This is a genomic window from Ectopseudomonas guguanensis (genome assembly GCF_900104265.1).
GTDB lineage: Bacteria > Pseudomonadota > Gammaproteobacteria > Pseudomonadales > Pseudomonadaceae > Aquipseudomonas > Aquipseudomonas guguanensis.
Map to the genome: position 1 here is coordinate 320952 of NZ_FNJJ01000002.1, position 15777 is coordinate 336728.

Annotated in this window: 14 protein-coding genes; 6 read left to right on the forward strand and 8 right to left on the reverse strand. The window is 66.8% G+C overall.

Annotated features, from left to right (window positions below; all coding sequences use genetic code 11):
* The 3 genes from BLS61_RS03955 to BLS61_RS03965 all read left to right on the forward strand — a co-directional run bounded on the left by BLS61_RS03955 (position 1) and on the right by BLS61_RS03965 (position 2785).
* Positions 1-1092, forward strand: coding sequence for a 2Fe-2S iron-sulfur cluster-binding protein (locus BLS61_RS03955; RefSeq protein WP_090427618.1), 1092 nt, complete (start codon positions 1-3; stop codon positions 1090-1092).
* A 105-nt stretch (positions 1093-1197) separates the two neighbouring features.
* On the forward strand, positions 1198-1659 hold the full coding sequence (locus BLS61_RS03960) for a cytochrome C (protein WP_090427621.1): 462 nt from the start codon (positions 1198-1200) through the stop codon (positions 1657-1659).
* A gap of 100 nt (positions 1660-1759) precedes the next feature.
* The gene (locus BLS61_RS03965) at positions 1760-2785 is read left to right on the forward strand and encodes a CNNM domain-containing protein (RefSeq protein WP_090427624.1); all 1026 of its coding nucleotides are present in this window, start codon (positions 1760-1762) and stop codon (positions 2783-2785) included.
* Here BLS61_RS03965 and BLS61_RS03970 read toward each other — a convergent pair whose 3' ends face one another.
* Positions 2786-3562 carry a ferredoxin--NADP reductase gene (locus BLS61_RS03970; RefSeq protein ID WP_090427627.1) on the reverse strand — a complete coding sequence of 259 codons (777 nt, stop codon included), beginning with the start codon at positions 3560-3562 and terminating at the stop codon, positions 2786-2788.
* 69 nt (positions 3563-3631) lie between these two features.
* Between BLS61_RS03970 and BLS61_RS03975 the strand changes: the two genes are divergently transcribed.
* Positions 3632-4756 (forward strand): methyltransferase, encoded by a 1125-nt coding sequence (locus tag BLS61_RS03975; RefSeq protein ID WP_090427630.1) that lies wholly within the window; start codon positions 3632-3634, stop codon positions 4754-4756.
* Positions 4757-4761: 5 nt separating this feature from the next.
* Here BLS61_RS03975 and BLS61_RS03980 read toward each other — a convergent pair whose 3' ends face one another.
* From BLS61_RS03980 to BLS61_RS04005, 6 genes are all read right to left on the reverse strand, one after another.
* Positions 4762-6081, reverse strand: coding sequence for a TldD/PmbA family protein (locus BLS61_RS03980; protein ID WP_090427633.1), 1320 nt, complete (start codon positions 6079-6081; stop codon positions 4762-4764).
* Entirely contained in the window at positions 6081-7523 is a 1443-nt protein-coding gene (locus BLS61_RS03985) for a TldD/PmbA family protein (RefSeq protein ID WP_090427636.1), read from the reverse strand. The genes BLS61_RS03980 and BLS61_RS03985 overlap by 1 nt, the downstream gene beginning before the upstream one ends.
* A 70-nt stretch (positions 7524-7593) precedes the next feature.
* The gene (locus BLS61_RS03990) at positions 7594-7743 is read right to left on the reverse strand and encodes a DUF2474 domain-containing protein (RefSeq protein WP_090427639.1); all 150 of its coding nucleotides are present in this window, start codon (positions 7741-7743) and stop codon (positions 7594-7596) included.
* A gap of 10 nt (positions 7744-7753) precedes the next feature.
* Positions 7754-8761 (reverse strand): cytochrome d ubiquinol oxidase subunit II, encoded by a 1008-nt coding sequence (cydB, locus tag BLS61_RS03995; RefSeq protein WP_090427643.1) that lies wholly within the window; start codon positions 8759-8761, stop codon positions 7754-7756.
* 2 nt (positions 8762-8763) lie between these two features.
* Entirely contained in the window at positions 8764-10203 is a 1440-nt protein-coding gene (locus tag BLS61_RS04000) for a cytochrome ubiquinol oxidase subunit I (protein ID WP_090427646.1), read from the reverse strand.
* A 397-nt stretch (positions 10204-10600) separates the two neighbouring features.
* Positions 10601-11878, reverse strand: a complete 1278-nt coding sequence (locus BLS61_RS04005) for an acetyl-CoA C-acetyltransferase (protein WP_090427648.1) — start codon at positions 11876-11878, stop codon at positions 10601-10603.
* A 229-nt stretch (positions 11879-12107) separates the two neighbouring features.
* Here BLS61_RS04005 and BLS61_RS04010 point away from each other — a divergent pair, with 229 nt between their 5' ends.
* A complete protein-coding gene (locus BLS61_RS04010) occupies positions 12108-13463 on the forward strand; it encodes a 3-oxoacyl-ACP reductase (RefSeq protein WP_090427652.1) in 1356 nt (451 codons plus the stop codon).
* A gap of 220 nt (positions 13464-13683) precedes the next feature.
* On the opposite strand, the gene BLS61_RS04015 is transcribed toward BLS61_RS04010, so the two are convergent.
* Positions 13684-14676 (reverse strand): AraC family transcriptional regulator, encoded by a 993-nt coding sequence (locus tag BLS61_RS04015; RefSeq protein ID WP_090427655.1) that lies wholly within the window; start codon positions 14674-14676, stop codon positions 13684-13686.
* 176 nt (positions 14677-14852) lie between these two features.
* Between BLS61_RS04015 and BLS61_RS04020 the strand changes: the two genes are divergently transcribed.
* Positions 14853-15710 carry a MaoC family dehydratase gene (locus tag BLS61_RS04020; RefSeq protein WP_090427658.1) on the forward strand — a complete coding sequence of 286 codons (858 nt, stop codon included), beginning with the start codon at positions 14853-14855 and terminating at the stop codon, positions 15708-15710.
* Positions 15711-15777 lie beyond the last annotated feature (67 nt).

Sequence of the window (15777 nt, forward strand, 5' to 3'; positions counted from 1 at the left end):
ATGCTCCTCATCGCCGCCACGCTGATCGCCCTGAGCCTGCTCGGGGCGATCCTGCTGCTGGGCTTCAGCCTGCACGGCGTCTGGCTGGCCTGGCAGGGCAAGCGTCGCCGCCAGGGCTTCGCCTTGCGCGTGCGCGCCTGCCAGTGGCTGAGCGACGACCTGCTGCACCTGGAACTGGCCAGCCCCTGGCGCCTGCCGTTGCCGCGCTTCGCCGCTGGCCAGTTCCTCACCCTGCTGGCCCAACCCGAGGGCGAGCGGCCGCTGCGCCGCTGCTACTCGCTGGCGGCCTGGCAGGCGCGGCCCTGGCATTACCAGCTGTGCATCAAGCGCGAGCCGGACGGGCGCATGAGCAACTGGCTAGCCGAGCAGGTGCGCCCAGGCCTGCGTCTGCAGGTGCTGGCGCCGGCCGGTCACTTCCACCTGCAAGACGGCCATGGCCCCGAGTTGCTGCTGATCGCCGGCGGCGTCGGCATCACGCCCATGCGCGCCATGCTCCAGGCCTGGGCCGAGCGCCCGCTGGGCCGGCACGTGACGCTGATCTACGCCGGCCGCGACCGCGCCGCCCTGGCCTATCACCAGGAGTTCGTCGAGCTGGCCGCGCAGCGTGCGGACTTTCGCTACTGCCCGGCCCTGAGCCGCGACCCGCATGCGCCGCCGGACTGGCAGGGGCGCCTGGATGCCGCGCGTCTGGCCGCCGTGCTGACAGGCGACTGCGACGTCTTCCTGTGCGCCGGCCAGGCGCTGCTGGAGCACAGCCTGGCCCTGCTGCGCGACGCCGGGGTGGCCGAGTCGCGCCTGCACTGGGAGGCCTTCGGCGCCCAGGCGCTCGGCGCCGGCAGCGGCACCTTCGCCCTCCACTGGCAGGACGAAGCCCTGCAGTACACCGGCCAGCCCAGCCTACTGCATGCCCTCCACGAGCAGGGCGTCGAGTTGCCGGCCGACTGCTGGGGTGGCCATTGCGGCAGTTGCCGCGTCCGCTGCAGCGGCGAGGTGGAGTGGCGCCAGCCTCCCGCCGGCGTGCTGCCCGCCGGCCAGATCCTGGCCTGCTGCTGCATCCCGCGCGCGGCCGTGCAGCTGGCGCCCGTCGATTGAGCCTCGATTGAAAAGTGCCGCAGCGATCATAGACACAAGCCATTGGTCGAGCGGCGCCGGCTACCGTAAAACACCGCCAGTTTTTACCCATCACAAGGAAGCCCCATGCGCCCATTGCTGCTCGCCAGCCTCGCCCTGCTGGCCCTGCCTGGCCACGCCGAAGTCACCTACAGCGAGGATATCCGCCCACTCTGGCAGCAGCGCTGCAGCACCTGCCACGGCGCCGCCTCGCCTTACTGGGGCGAATGGCAAAAGGACAAGGACAGCCACAAGAAGCGCCAGATTGGCCCGCGCATGGACAGCTATGCCGAACTGCTGCACTTCGTCGGCTGGCCGCAGACCGGCGCGCTGATGCGTCAGCTGGACGACGGCACACGCAATGGCAAGGGCAAACCCGGTGGCATGTACCAGCACCTCGGCGCCAGCGAAGCCGAGCGCCAGGCCAACCTGGCCATCTTTCGCGCCTGGGTCGGCGAAGAGGCCTGGAACGGCAAGCACTGGCAGGACAAGAAAGACCAAGCCGGGATCACCAAGGCCGAGCTGGAACGCCTGCGCCTGGCCTACTGAGCGTGAACGGGGCGCATGGACACGAATTGTTGCAGCTTGAAACACGCCCATTGCGCCCTTTCCGCTAGATTAGTCGGCCCTTGGTCACCTATACCCCTACATGACACTCCTGATAGCGTTCGCTGTCCTCTCCATCCTGGTTTCGTTCCTCTGCTCCATCCTCGAAGCCGCCCTGCTCTCCCTCACGCCCAGTTACATCGCTCAGCAGAAGGTCGAAAAGCCTCAGCTGTACGAAAGGCTGAAAGAGCTCAAAGACAAGATCGACCAGCCGCTGGCGGCCATCCTGACCCTCAACACCGTGGCCCATACCGTGGGTGCCACCGGTGTCGGTGCGCAGGTGACGATCGTCTTCGGCGACGGTTATCTGGGCGTTGCCTCGGCGGTCATGACCCTGCTGATCCTGGTGCTGTCGGAGATCCTGCCAAAGACCATCGGTGCCCGTTACTGGCGTGCCCTGGCGCCCTTCCTGCCGAGCTTGCTGCGGGCGATGATCCTGCTGCTCAAGCCGTTCATCGTACTCTCGGACATGATCATGCGCCTGTTCGGCGGCAAGGAGCCGGAGCACGACATTCGCCAGGAAATCAAGGCGCTGACCCTGCTCGGCCGCGAGGTAGGCAAGCTCGACGAAGACGAGCATCGGGTGATCAGCAATATCCTCGACCTGCACGAGATCCGTCTGCGCGACATCATGACGCCGCGCATCGTCTGCGAATCGGCCGCACCGGATGAATCCATTGCCGCGTTCAAGGCCCGTGCCCGGGAAAGCCAGTTCTCCCGCTATCCGGTGATCGGTGAAGACGAATCGCCGCTCGGCGTGGTGTTTCGCTACGACGCGCTGGCGGCCGAGAACGATGGCGAACCGATCACCCGGATCATGAAGCCGCTCAAGGTCGTGCCGGAAAGCATGAACGTGGAAAACCTGATGACCCTGCTGATGCAGGAGCGTCAGCACATGTGTCTGGTATACGACGAGTTCGGCAGTTGGCGCGGCCTGGTGACGCTGGAAGACATCATGGAAACCATCATCGGCAAGCCGATCCTCGACGAGACCGACGATATCCCCAACATGCGCCGCTTCGCCAAGCGCCGCTGGGAGCATCGGATCAAGGCCATCCGCGAAGACTGATCACCAGTAGTTCTCCACCGCCACCTGCCCTGGTCGCCTGCTCAGGCTCAGATTCAGGCCGCGTGCCTTCAGGCGCTGGCGCAGGTCGTCGATCATCTGCGGGTTGCCGCAGATCATCACCCGCGAGTGCTCGGGCGTCAGCTCGAGGCCGGCAGCGCGCTCCAGCTCGCCGCTGTCGAGCAGTTCGGTGATGCGTGTGCCCAGGCAGCCCGGCACCTGCTCGCGGGTCACCACCGGCAGGTAGGTGAGTTTGTGAACGAACTCGGCCAGGTGCTCCATCTCGCTCAAGCCCTCGATCATCGCCTGGTAGGCCAGCTCGGCGCGGCTGCGCGCGCTGTAGACCAGATTGATGCGCTCGAAGCGCTGCCACACCTCGAAATCCTGCAGGATCGACAAAAACGGCGCGATGCCGGTGCCACTGCCCAGCAGCCACAGGTCGCGGCCATCGATGAAACGATCAAGGGTCAGATAGCCCAGCGCGGTCTTGTCCACCAGCAGTTCGTCGCCCACCTGCAAACGGCTCAGCTCGCTGGTGAACTCACCGCCCGGCACCACGATGGAGAAGAACTCGAGAAACTCGTCGTGCGGCGCCGAGACCATCGAATAGGCGCGCCAGACCACCGAGCCGTCCGCCTTGCGCACGCCGAGTCGGGCGAACTGGCCGGCGCGAAAGCGAAAGCCGGGATCGCGCGTACAGCGCAGGCTGAACAGACTGGGCGACCAGACCTGGATAGCGGTCAGCGTCTGACGGGTGAACTTGTCCTCGCTGGCAGTCATAATCGTCCCCTTGTCCGAATCCGCTGTCAGTGTCGCGCATTGCGCGACCGGCAAACACCGATGGTTTCCATGCCTATTTTCACCACCCCCTTTGCCAGCCTCGAGCTGCTGCGCCAGCCGCACCAGCCGAACGAGCCCCTACAGGCCTTCGACGCCGCGGACGAATACCTGCTCAATCATTTGCACGCACAGGGTCTGCGCGCGGAGGATTCGCTGCTGCTGCTCAACGACAGCTTCGGCGCCCTCGCCTGTTCGCTGGCCGGGCGCTGCCGGGTGACCAGCAGCAGCGATTCGCACCTGGGCTTCATCGCCCTGGAGAGCAACCTCGCCGGCAATGGCCTGGATCGCGACGCGGTGCGCTTCCTGCCGAGTAGCGAGACGCCGCAGGGACCGTTCGACTGGGTGCTGATCCGCGTGCCGAAGACCCTGGCCCTGCTGGAAGAGCAGCTGATCCGTCTGCACGGCCAGTTGGCGCCGGGAGCGCGGGTGGTGGCGGCCGCCATGGTCAAGCACCTGCCGCGCGCCGCCGGTGACCTGCTGGAAAAATACATCGGCCCGGTGCAGGCCTCGCTGGCGGTGAAGAAGGCCCGGCTGCTGCTGGCCACGCCGGAGGCGAAAGCCGCGCCGCACTCGCCCTACCCCACGCGCTACCGGCTGGACAAGCCGGCGCTGGAGCTGATCAACCACGCCAACGTGTTCTGCCGCGACGGTCTGGACATCGGCACCCGCGCCTTCCTGCCACACCTGCCGCGGCACCTCGACGCGCGCCGCGTCGCCGACCTGGGGTGCGGCAACGGCGTGCTCGGCATCGCCTATGCCCTGGGCAGTCCGCAGGCGCAACTGACCCTGGTGGACGAGTCATATATGGCCGTGCAGTCTGCCGCCGAAAACTGGCAGGCCGCCTTGGGCGAACGACCGGCGACCATCCGTGCCGGCGACGGTCTGGCCGAGCAGCCGGCCGGCTCGCTGGACCTGGTGCTGTGCAATCCGCCGTTTCACCAGCAGCAGGTGGTCGGTGATTTTCTCGCCTGGCGCATGTTCCAGCAGGCCCGCGCGGCGCTGGTGACCGGCGGCGAACTGTGGATAGTCGGCAACCGCCACCTGGGCTATCACGCCAAGCTGGCGCGCCTGTTCCGCGGTGTCGAGCAGGTGGCGGCCAATCCCAAGTTCGTGGTGCTCAAGGCGAGCAAGTAGGCCGCCTACAAGGTCAGGGTAAAGCGCGACAGCAATGCCCCCGGCAGCGCCATCGAGCCGGTCTGCCGGGCGCCGTAGGTGCCACCGGGCAGCAGCAGTTCGGGCTCGCGGGTCAGGGCTTCGAGCTGCGCGCCGAGCACATCGAACAGCGAGTCGTCGAAGCGCATGGTGTTGACCGGCGCCTGGATCTGCCCATCCTCGACCCAGAAGGTGGCGAAGCGGGTCATGCCGGTCAGGCGGGCGGCCGGCAGATCGGAGAAGTTGCCGTACCACAGGTTGCCGATATACAGACCGCTGCCCAGCCGCTGCAGAACGTCCTGCTCGTCCAGCTCGCCACCGTGCATGCGCAGGGACAGCGGATACTCGCCGCTGCAGGCGCCATTGGCGATCAGGCCGTATTCGGCGGCGCTGCGCGAACTGACCAGGCGCTCGCCGGGCCGGCCCTGGCTGACCAGGCGCAGCGCCTGGCGCGGCCCCTCGGCAGTAAACGCCGGCGCCAGGCCGCCTTCGATACGCTCTTCAATGATCACCTGTGAGCTGAGCTCGGCCTTTCCGCTGAACAGACGCTGCAGGGGGCTGCCACCCGAGGCCAGCGCCTGCGCGCCGAAACCCCAGCAACACAGGCTGATCAGCTCCTCCAGCGCAGCCGGCGCCAGGTAGGCCCGATAAGCCCCGGGCTGCAAGGCCTTGGCCGGGCGGCCGAGATAGGCCAGCTGCTGCCGCGCGTCCTCGAGCCTGCGGGCGAACGCCTGGACGTCCCACTGCTCGCCGGCATAGGCGCTTTTCACCGCCTGGCCGTTGTCATGGAACAGGCTGAATTCGAGATTGAAACTGCTCGCGGCGTACCAGCCGAATGCGCCCCAGGAACTGGCAAAGCCCTGGTACTGCGGCCCGACGGCAAGAAAGCCGACCAGATCCAGACCGCTGGCGGCGCTGACGATCTGCTGCGCCATAACCGCGCTGTCGGGCAGCGTGGCCTCGACCGCCAGCTCGCTGCGCCAGGCTTCGCGGTTCAGGCGCAGATAGGGGTCGTCGCTCAACGTCGGCAGCACGGCGCGCAGCTGTTGCAGGGCCTGCTGCAGGCGCGGCAGGTCCTCCTCGAGCGTGCCGCCGAGCGCCAGCCGGCTCTCGGCGTGGCGCTGGGCCTGGTACAACGCCAGGGTTACATACGACTGCTGCACCTGCCCGGCCTGGCGCACCCGCCCGTGGTTGAAGCGGACGAAGCCGGACTGCTCGGCGCTGTAGGCCAGGGTGAAGCCCTCCTCACCCTGGATCTGCGCCTGCAGATGAGCCAGCAACTCGCAGAAATGCTGACGTGCGTCCATCAGGCCGCCCCTCCGAACACATCGACAGCGGCGAATACGCAGGCTGGCGAGGCATGCCCGACGCGGATCACCTGATTCGGCTCGCCCTTGCCGCAGTAGGGCGTGCCCAGTATCTCGAAGGTGCTGGCATCGCCCACCGCCTTGAGGCCCCGCCAGAACTGCGCGCTGATGCCGCGGTAGTTGGGGTTCTTCACCACGCCCTTCAGTTCGCCGTTCTCGATCAGTTGGCCCCACTCGCAGCCGAACTGGAATTTGTTGCGCGCGTCGTCGATCGACCAGGAGCGGTTGTTGCTCATCAGGATGCCGCGCTCGATGCCGCCGATCAGCTCGGCCAGGCTCTTGTCGCCCGGCTCCAGGTTGAGGTTAGCCATGCGGTCGATGGGCGGCCGGTTCCAGCTGCAGGCGCGGCTGTTGGCCACACCGGGCAGGCCACTGCGCCATTGCGACAGCGCGCCGCCGAGCGGGCGCTGGAGAATGCCATCACGGATCAGGTACTCGCGCTGCGCCGGGCTGCCGTCATCGTCATGGCTGTAGCTGGCCAGCTCGCCCGGCAGTGTCGGGTCGAAGATCACGTTGAGCATTGGCGAGCCGTATGGGTAATGACCGAAATCTTCCTGGCGGATGAAGCTGGTGCCGGCGAAATTGCGCTCGTCACCGAGGATGCGGTCCAGCTCCAGCGGATGGCCGATGGACTCGTGAATCTGCAGGATCATCTGATCGGGCATCAGCAGCAGATCACGCGGGCCACTCGGGGTATTGGGCGCCAGCAGCAATTGCAGCGCCTCGTCGGCGATACGGCTGGCGCTGCCGATCACGCCCAGCTGATCGAGCACCTCGGTACCGCCCTGGCGCGCCAGATGAGTGCCGCCGAAGCTGCGGCTCTGACTGTCGTGCCCGTCGCTGGCAGTCACGCCAACCTGGGGGAAGACGTAGCGCTGGGCACGGCGAAGGCAGGCACCGGCGCTGTTGAGGTAGATCTGCTCGTGAGCGGCGAAGGTCAGCCCGACATGGCTGTCCACCAGCCGCGCATCCTGGGGAATCAGCGCCGACTCGGCCATCAACAGCTCGAACCACTGCGCAGCGCTGGCTTGCGGCTGCTCGTAGCCCGGCATCACATCATCGACCAGCTCGGTTGGATACGGCAGGTCGCCGAGATCCAGCAGGTTGTGCCCGGCCAGCGCCCGCGCCATCTGCTCGGCCCGCTGCAGCGCTGCCTGCAGACCGGCCTCACTGAGATCGCTGGTGGCCGCGTAGGCCTCGACGCCAGCGATGCGCACGCTGAGCATGGCGCCGGCATCGACAACGAAGGACGGCGCCTGCGCGACCCGCCGGCGCACCCAGTAGGACTCCCGGCTCTCCTGCACGTGGCGCAGCGACCAGAAATCGGCCCGGCTCCTGAGCGCGGCGAAACGGTGTTGCAGGGTCTCGCTAAGGGCGAACATCGAGCCTCCTCGGCATGCGGCAAAGGAAGCCAGTATGGAAACAATCGCGCGTCGGCGGCAACCGCCGGGCTCAGCCCGGCGTGCCCAGCCCCGCCGCGCTCATGAACTGGCGCAACAGCCAGGCCACCGCGCCGAGGGTCAGCACGCTGGCCGTCCAGATCAGTACCAGCCAGCCCAGGCGCTGCCATAGCGGCTTTTTCTCTTGCTCGACCTTGGTCATGACTCGCACCTCAATGGTAGCCATCGTCCTGCGTAACCTTGCCGCGGAACACGTAGTAGCTCCAGGCGGTGTACATCAGGATGAAGGGGATGATCAGCAGTGCGCCCACCAGCATGAAGCCCTGGCTCTGCGGCGGCGCGGCAGCTTCCCAGATGCTGATCGACGGCGGGATCACATTCGGCCACAGGCTGATGCCCAGGCCGCTGTAGCCGAGGAAGATCAGCACCAGGGTCAGCAGGAAGGGCGAATAGTTGGCGTTGTCGGCCACCGCCTTGAGCAGTCTCCATGTGCACAGCAGCACCAGCACCGGCACCGGCATGAACCAGAACAGATTGGGCAGGCTGAACCAGCGCTCGGCAATGTCCGGGTGCTCCAGCGGCGTCCACAGGCTGACGATGCCGGTCACCGCCAGCACCACGAACACCAGCGGCCGCGCCATGTCGTGCATCTGCTGCTGCAGGCGGCCCTCGGTCTTCATGATCAGCCAGGTGCAGCCGAGCAGCGCATAGGCAGCGATCAGCGCCAGACCGCAAAACACCGAGAACGGCGTCAGCCAGTCGAAGGCGCCACCGGCAAAGGTGCGGTCAACAACCTCGAAGCCATTGATGTAGGCGCCCAGCGCCACGCCCTGGAAGAAGGTGGCGGTGAGCGAGCCGCCAATGAAGGCCTTGTCCCACAGGTGACGCCTGTCGGCCTTGGCCTTGAAGCGGAACTCGAAGGCCACGCCGCGGAAGATCAGCCCCAGCAGCATCAGGATCAGCGGCAGGTAGAGAGCGCTGAGCACCACCGAATAGGCCAGCGGGAAGGCACCGAACAGCCCGGCGCCGCCGAGCACCAGCCAGGTTTCGTTGCCGTCCCACACCGGCGCGACGGTGTTCATCATCACATCACGCTCGCCCTCGCTCTTGACGAAGGGAAAGAGGATGCCGATGCCCAGGTCGAAACCGTCCATCACCACGTACATCATCACGCCGAAGGCGATGATCACTGCCCAGATCAACGACAGATCGATACCCATGTTCAGTTCCTCCCCGGCAGTGTGTCGGTTTCGCCATCTTCCATGCCCTCGTCCGCCGCCGACAGCGGCCGCGCCGGGGTGCGCGAGGTGCCCGGGCCGCCCTGGGACATCTCGTCGCCTTCTTGCAGCTGCGGGCCCTTGCGCACCAGGCGCATCACGTAGCTGATGCCGGCCCCGAACAGGGCGAAATAGACCACCACGAACAGTGCGAGGGTGAAGCCCAGCTGGGTCGCACTATGACCGGAGGAGGCGTCGGCGGTACGCATCAGGCCATACACGACCCATGGCTGACGGCCGATCTCGGTGGTGTACCAGCCGGCGAGAATGGCAATCACGCCGCTCGGCCCCATCCATACCGCCAGGCGCAGGAATGGACGGTAGGTGTACAGCCGATCACCGCGGCGCAGCCAGGTGCCCCACAGGCCGGTGATGATCATCATCAGGCCCATGGCGACCATCACCCGGAAGGTCCAGAAGACGATGGTGGAATTGGCCCGGTCCTCGGGCGGGAAGTCCTTCAGCGCCGGCACCTGCTTGTCCAGGCTGTGGGTCAGGATCAGGCTGCCGAGCGCAGGAATCTCCACCTTGAAGCGGGTTTCCTCACGCTCCATGTCCGGCCAGCCGAACAGGATCAGCGGGGTCGGCTCGTCACCGACGTTCTCCCAGTGCCCTTCGATGGCGGCGATCTTCGCCGGCTGGTACTTGAGGGTATTGAGGCCGTGCAGGTCGCCGATCACGGCCTGCACCGGCGCCACCAGCAAGGCCATCCACAGCGCCATCGACAGCATCTTGCGGATCGCCGGGTTGTCGCGGCCGCGCAGCAGGTGCCAGGCCGCCGAGGCGCCGACGAAGAAGGCGGTGGCGAGGAAAGCCGCGGTGGCCATGTGCGCCAGGCGATAGGGGAACGAGGGGTTGAACACCACGGCGAACCAGTCCACCGGGATCACCCGCCCGTCGACGATCTCGAAGCCCTGCGGGGTGTGCATCCAGCTGTTGGAGGCGAGAATCCAGAAGGTGGAGATCAGCGTACCGACGGCCACCATCACCGTGGAGAAGAAGTGCAGCCCCGGCCCGACACGGTTCCAGCCGAACAGCATGACGCCGAGAAAGCCCGCTTCGAGGAAGAACGCAGTGAGCACCTCGTAGGTCAGGAGCGGCCCGGTGACCGCCCCGGCGAAATCGGAGAAGGCACTCCAGTTGGTGCCGAACTGATAGGCCATGACTAGGCCGGAAACCACCCCCATGCCGAAGTTGACGGCAAAGATCTTCGCCCAGAAGTGGTAGAGATCGCGGTACAGCGTATTGCTGGTCTTCAGCCACAGGCCTTCGAGCACCGCCAGGTAGCTGGCCAAACCAATGGTGATGGCCGGGAAGACGATGTGGAAGGAAATGGTGAAGGCAAACTGGACTCGGGCGAGATCAAGCGCCTCTAGACCGAACATGACACATCCTCATTCAGGGTTATTTCGGCCCCAGCACGCAAAGCCGATCCATAGACTCCAGGTCTTGGAGTCAAACGAGCTGAAATTGTTCTTATTGAAGTGAACTGCAGCCGAGTGGCTGCCAGACAAAGCGCGAAAATGGCGCATTGATCTGGATCAATGCGCACTAAAAGACTAGCCGCTAAAGGCATGACGAGCGCTGTGGTGATTTGCCGCGCGACAGGCCACCGCAGCGCTCACCGAAAACAGCACGCTGCGAAGGCTTGTCGCGGCTGAAGCCCCTCCCACAGCCGGGCGGCGCCGCAAAAAAAGGGCGGCCACGCGCTATGCGGGCCACCCGAATCACGGAGTTGCTTACATCGTGTGACCGCGATGACTTGCAATCACCCGTATTGGATTACCGTTCGAGGATTGCGGTCACACCCTGACCGCCCGCGGCGCAGATGGAAATCAGGCCGCGCCCCTCTCCAGCCACCGCAAGCAGCTTGGCCAGGTTGGCGACGATGCGTCCGCCGGTGGCGGCGAACGGGTGGCCGGCAGCCAGCGAGCTGCCCTTGACGTTCATCCTGCTGCGATCGATGGCGCCCAGCGGCGCGGCCAGGCCCAGGCGCTCCTTGCAGTAGTCGGCGTCTTCCCAGGCCTTGAGGGTGCACAGCACCTGGGCGGCGAAGGCTTCGTGAATCTCGTAGTAGTCGAAGTCCTGCAGGCTCAGGCCGTTGCGCGCCAGCAGACGCGGCACGGCGTAAACCGGCGCCATCAGCAGGCCCTCCTTGCCCTGGACGAAATCCACCGCCGCCGCCTCGCCGTCGCGCAGGTAGGCCAGCACCGGCAGGCCGCGGGCCTGGGCCCACTCCTCGCTGGCCAGCAGCACCACCGAGGCGCCATCGGTCAGCGGCGTGGAGTTGGCCGGGGTCAGGGTGCCGCGCGGGCCGCGCTCGAAGCAGGGCTTGAGGGTGGCGAGCTTCTCGGCGCTGATGTCCGGGCGCAGGTTCTGGTCACGGGTCAGGCCGAGAAACGGCGTCATCAGGTCGTCGTGCCAGCCCTCGGCATAGGCCGCCGCCAGCTTCTGGTGGCTGGCCAGCGCCAGCTGATCCTGCTCGTCGCGAGGGATGGCCCAGCGCTGCGCCATCAGCTCGCAATGCTCGCCCATCGACAGCCCGGTGCGCGGCTCGCCATTGCGCGGAATGTGCGGCGCCAGGTGGCGCGGGCGAATCTTCAGCAGGCTCTTGATCTTGTCGCCCGTGCTCTTGCCGCGGTTGGCTTCCAGCAGGATCTGGCGCAGCCCCTCGTTGACGCCGATGGGCGCATCCGAGGTGGTGTCGACGCCGCCGGCGATACCGCAGTCGATCTGTCCGAGAGCGATCTTGTTGGCCACCAGAATCGCGGCTTCGAGGCCGGTGCCGCAGGCCTGCTGCAGGTCGTAGGCCGGGGTTTCCGGCGCCAGGCGCGAGCCCAGCACGCATTCGCGGGTCAGGTTGAAGTCACGCGAATGCTTGAGCACCGCACCGGCCACCACCTCACCGAGGCGCTCGCCATGCAGGTTGAAGCGCTCCACCAGCCCTTCGAGGGCGCTGGTCAGCATCTGCTGGTTGCTCGCCCTGGCGTAGACGGTGTTGGAACGGGCGAACGGAATACGGTTGCCGCCTACGATGGCGACCCGGCGCAACTGGGCCATGAGAACTCCTTGCTGGTCGAATGAGCAGAATCGAACGACGAACTATTGCTCGTCAGCCGGTTCCCAGAAACATGAGACTGACACTGTAGCCTTCTGGCCGCACAGGCTAAACCTCAAACAGTGGCGAACATTGGCCGCCTTGCCGGCGCGTGAGGCAACAGAGTCAATTGCGCTTTGCCTGTCGCCGCGTACAGTGACACGACTTTCGATTCGCCCGCAGGAGCCCTTCATGTCCGATCGTTACCTCGCCTTCGCCAACTCCCCCACTGGCCGCCGCCTGGTCGGCGCCCTAGGCCTTCCGGCGCCGGTGCGCCTGGAACGCTGGATGGCCGGCCGGGTGCGACCGGTGGATGGCGCCCTGTTGCTGGGCGGCGAAGGCGACCTGCTCAAGGCCGTGCTGCCCTTCGCCAACAAGCTCACCGATCAGCTGTTCGCCGCGCGCGACGGCCAGCTGGAGCTGCCGCGCTGGACCGCCGAGCACGGCCCGAAACTCAAGGCGCTGGTATTCGACGCCAGTCACCTGACCCGCTTCGAGCAACTGATCGAGCTGCGCGACTTCTTCCAGCCCACCTTCAAGGGCCTGGCCAACAGCCCGCGCGTGGTGGTGCTGGGCCGCGCCCCCGAGTCGCTCAAGGACCCCATTGCTGCCAGCGTGCAGCGTTCGCTGGAGGGATTCACCCGCTCGCTGGGCAAGGAAATTCGTCGCGGCGGCAGCGTGCAGCTGCTGTATGTCGGCAAGGGTGGCGATCAGCAGCTGGAAGGTGCGCTGCGTTTCTTCCTCTCGCCCAAGAGCGCCTATGTCTCCGGCCAGGTGCTGCGGCTCGGTGCCTGCGCCGAACAGGTCAGGGACTGGACGCGCCCGCTGGCCGGCAAGAAGGCTCTGGTCACCGGCGCCTCGCGCGGCATCGGTGCCTCCATTGCCGAAGTGCTCGCCCGTGACGGCGCCGAGGTGGTGCTGCTCGATGTGCCACAGGCGGCCGATGCGCTGCAGGCGTTGGCCGCGCGTTTGGGTGGGCAGGCGGTGACCCTGGACATCTGCGCCGAGGACGCGCCGCAGCGCCTGGTCGAGGCGCTGCCCGAGGGCCTGGATATCGTCGTGCACAACGCCGGCATCACCCGCGACAAGACCCTGGCGAAGATGAGCGATGCCTTCTGGAACTCGGTGATCGACGTCAACCTCAAGGCGCCGCAGGTGCTGACCCAGGCGCTGCTGGACGCCGACAAGCTGCACGACAACGGCCGCGTGGTGCTGATCGCCTCGATCAGCGGCATCGCCGGCAACATGGGCCAGACCAACTACGCAGTGAGCAAGGCCGGGGTGATCGGCCTGGCCCAGGCCTGGGCGCCGGCGCTGGGCAAGAAGGGCATCAGCATCAATGCCGTGGCACCGGGGTTCATCGAAACGCAGATGACCGCGGCCATTCCGCTGGGCATCCGCGAAGCCGGACGACGGATGAATTCGATGAGCCAGGGCGGCCTGCCGCAGGATGTCGCCGAGGCCGTGGCCTGGTTCGCCCAGCCGGGCTCGGGCGCAGTGACCGCGCAGGTGCTGCGGGTGTGTGGGCAGAGTCTGCTGGGCGCCTGAGATAGCGGAGCTGGTGGGCTGAAGCGGATCGCCGCCCGGCCCACCCTACGGTTGCTGAAGCGAATCGCCGCCCGGCCCACCTACGGTCACAAGCGGGTGGCTCTGTGTGGGAGGCGCTTCAGCGGCGACGGTCGCGGCTAAAGCCCCCTCCCACGGCCTGGAGCCTGCAATCACGCGACAGCTTTTGCCTGCAGCTTGCGGCCTGTAGCCTGCAGCCGCTTCATCCCTTCCCGCGCTTGCGAAACTCCACCGGCGTTTCGCCGACCCAGCGCTTGAAGGCGCGGTAGAAGGTGCTCGGCTCGGAAAAGCCGGTGCGCTCGACTATCACCTCGATACGTTCGTCGGTCTTGAGCAGCAGCTCCTTGGCCAGGCGGCAGCGGTAGTCGGTGATCAGGTCGTTGAAGCGCACGCCGGCCATGGCCAGGCGCTCACGCAGACGCCGCGCCGGCATGTTCAGGCGGCCGGCCACCTGCTCCAGCGTCGCGCCGCCGTCGACCAGCAACTCGGCGATCAGCTCGCGTACCTGACGCACCAGATCCAGTCTTTCCACTTCTGCCAGTTGCCGCCGCGCCAGCGACTCATGCATGCGCAACAGCTCCGGGGCGGCGTGGCGCGAGGCCTTGTTCAGCACCGCGGCATCGAAGACCAGGGCGCAGTCCTCGGCGCCCAGGCGGGCCGGACAGCCATAGGTGGCCTGGTAGCGCTCGGCCGGCGCGCCTTCGGCGTGGATGAAGCGCACCTCGCGCGGGCGAAAATCGTTTTCGGTCAGGGCAGCGAACAGCCGGATCACCGCGCCGGCCAGCATCTCCGGGAAATGTCGCGGCGTATCGGCCTCCACGCCCAGGGTCAGCACGGCCGTTTCACCATCCACGTCCAGACGTGCATTGAGGGTGTCGGAGAGCAGGCGCACGTAGCGCAGGGCATGGCGCAGGCCGGCGCCGAAGGTTTCGCTGGAGAGAAACAGGTATTCCAGCAGCAGGCCGTGGAAGGCCGGCAGGTGCTGGGCCAGGTAAAGGCCGACATGCTCCTCGCCGCACTCTTCGCTGGCGGCCTTCCAGAACGCCGCCTGCGCGGCGTGGGGGAAACGGCCGGCCGGCAGCCCGCCGGGCGGCAGGCCAACGCGTACCAGCACGCGGTCAGGATCGGTTCCGCTGGCACGCAGGGCATCGATTACCGGGCGCATCAGCGCCACATCGTCGGTCAGATCACGCATGATTCCCGCTGTTCTTTTTATTCGTGAGCGGCGCCATCTTAGGGCCGGCGAGCCACGCCGCGCAAACGGCGCATCGGAGCGATTGACTGACCCGCGCAGACACCAGGCAGAACAGCCAATGCCAGCACGGGTCTGAGGGTTAAGCTGCTGCCATCCCTTCGTCAAGGAGTTCGCCAATGGCCATCGACTGGCTCGATCTCGATACCCCACCAGCCCTGCCCGGCCTGTTCCTGCGCGCCGCGCTGCGGCGCAAGGTCACCGGCCGCCAGTTGCCCGACCTGGGCCTGCGCTGCCGCGTGGACGTTAACCCGCAGCACCTGGCGCGCTATCGCCAGGTCTGCGGCCTGGCCGAGAACGCCTACCTGCCGCCTGTGTACCCGCATATCCTCGCTTTCCCGTTGCAAATGCAGCTGCTCACCGACCGCCGCTTCCCCTTCCCGCTGCTGGGCCTGGTGCACCTAGAGAACCGCATCCGCGTGCTACGCCCGCTGGGTGGGCTGGGGCCGTTCCAGTTCAGCGTGCAGGTGCGCGATCTGCAACCGCACGACAAGGGCGCCACCTTCAGCCTGATCACCCGCCTGGAGGACCAGCTCGGCCTGCTGTGGGAGGGCGATAGCCGCATCCTCTGTCGCGCCCTGCGCCTCGAGGGACAGCCGCAACCCCGAGCCGAACAGGAGCCCCTGCCGCTGGCGCCCCTGGCCGACTGGGCCGCACCTGCCGATACCGGCCGGCGTTACGCCCGCGTGGCGGGCGACTACAACCCGATCCACCTGCATGCCGTGACGGCAAAGCTGTTCGGTTTCCCCCGCGCCATCGCCCATGGTCTGTGGAACAAGGCGCGCAGCCTGGGCGCGCTGCAGGCTCACCTGCCACTGGCCGGCTACGAGGTGCAGGTGCGCTTCCAGAAACCGGTGCTGCTGCCCACCCACCTTGCCCTGCAGGCCAGCGAGCCGGCTGCAAGCGGCCAGTTCCGCCTGATCGGCGAAAACGATACGCCGCATATGACCGGGAGCTGGCAGCCGCTACCTGCCTGACGTAGCCCGGATGCAATCCGGGGTGGATAGTCTCGATGCGCGCCCCCGGATCGCATCCGGGCTACGG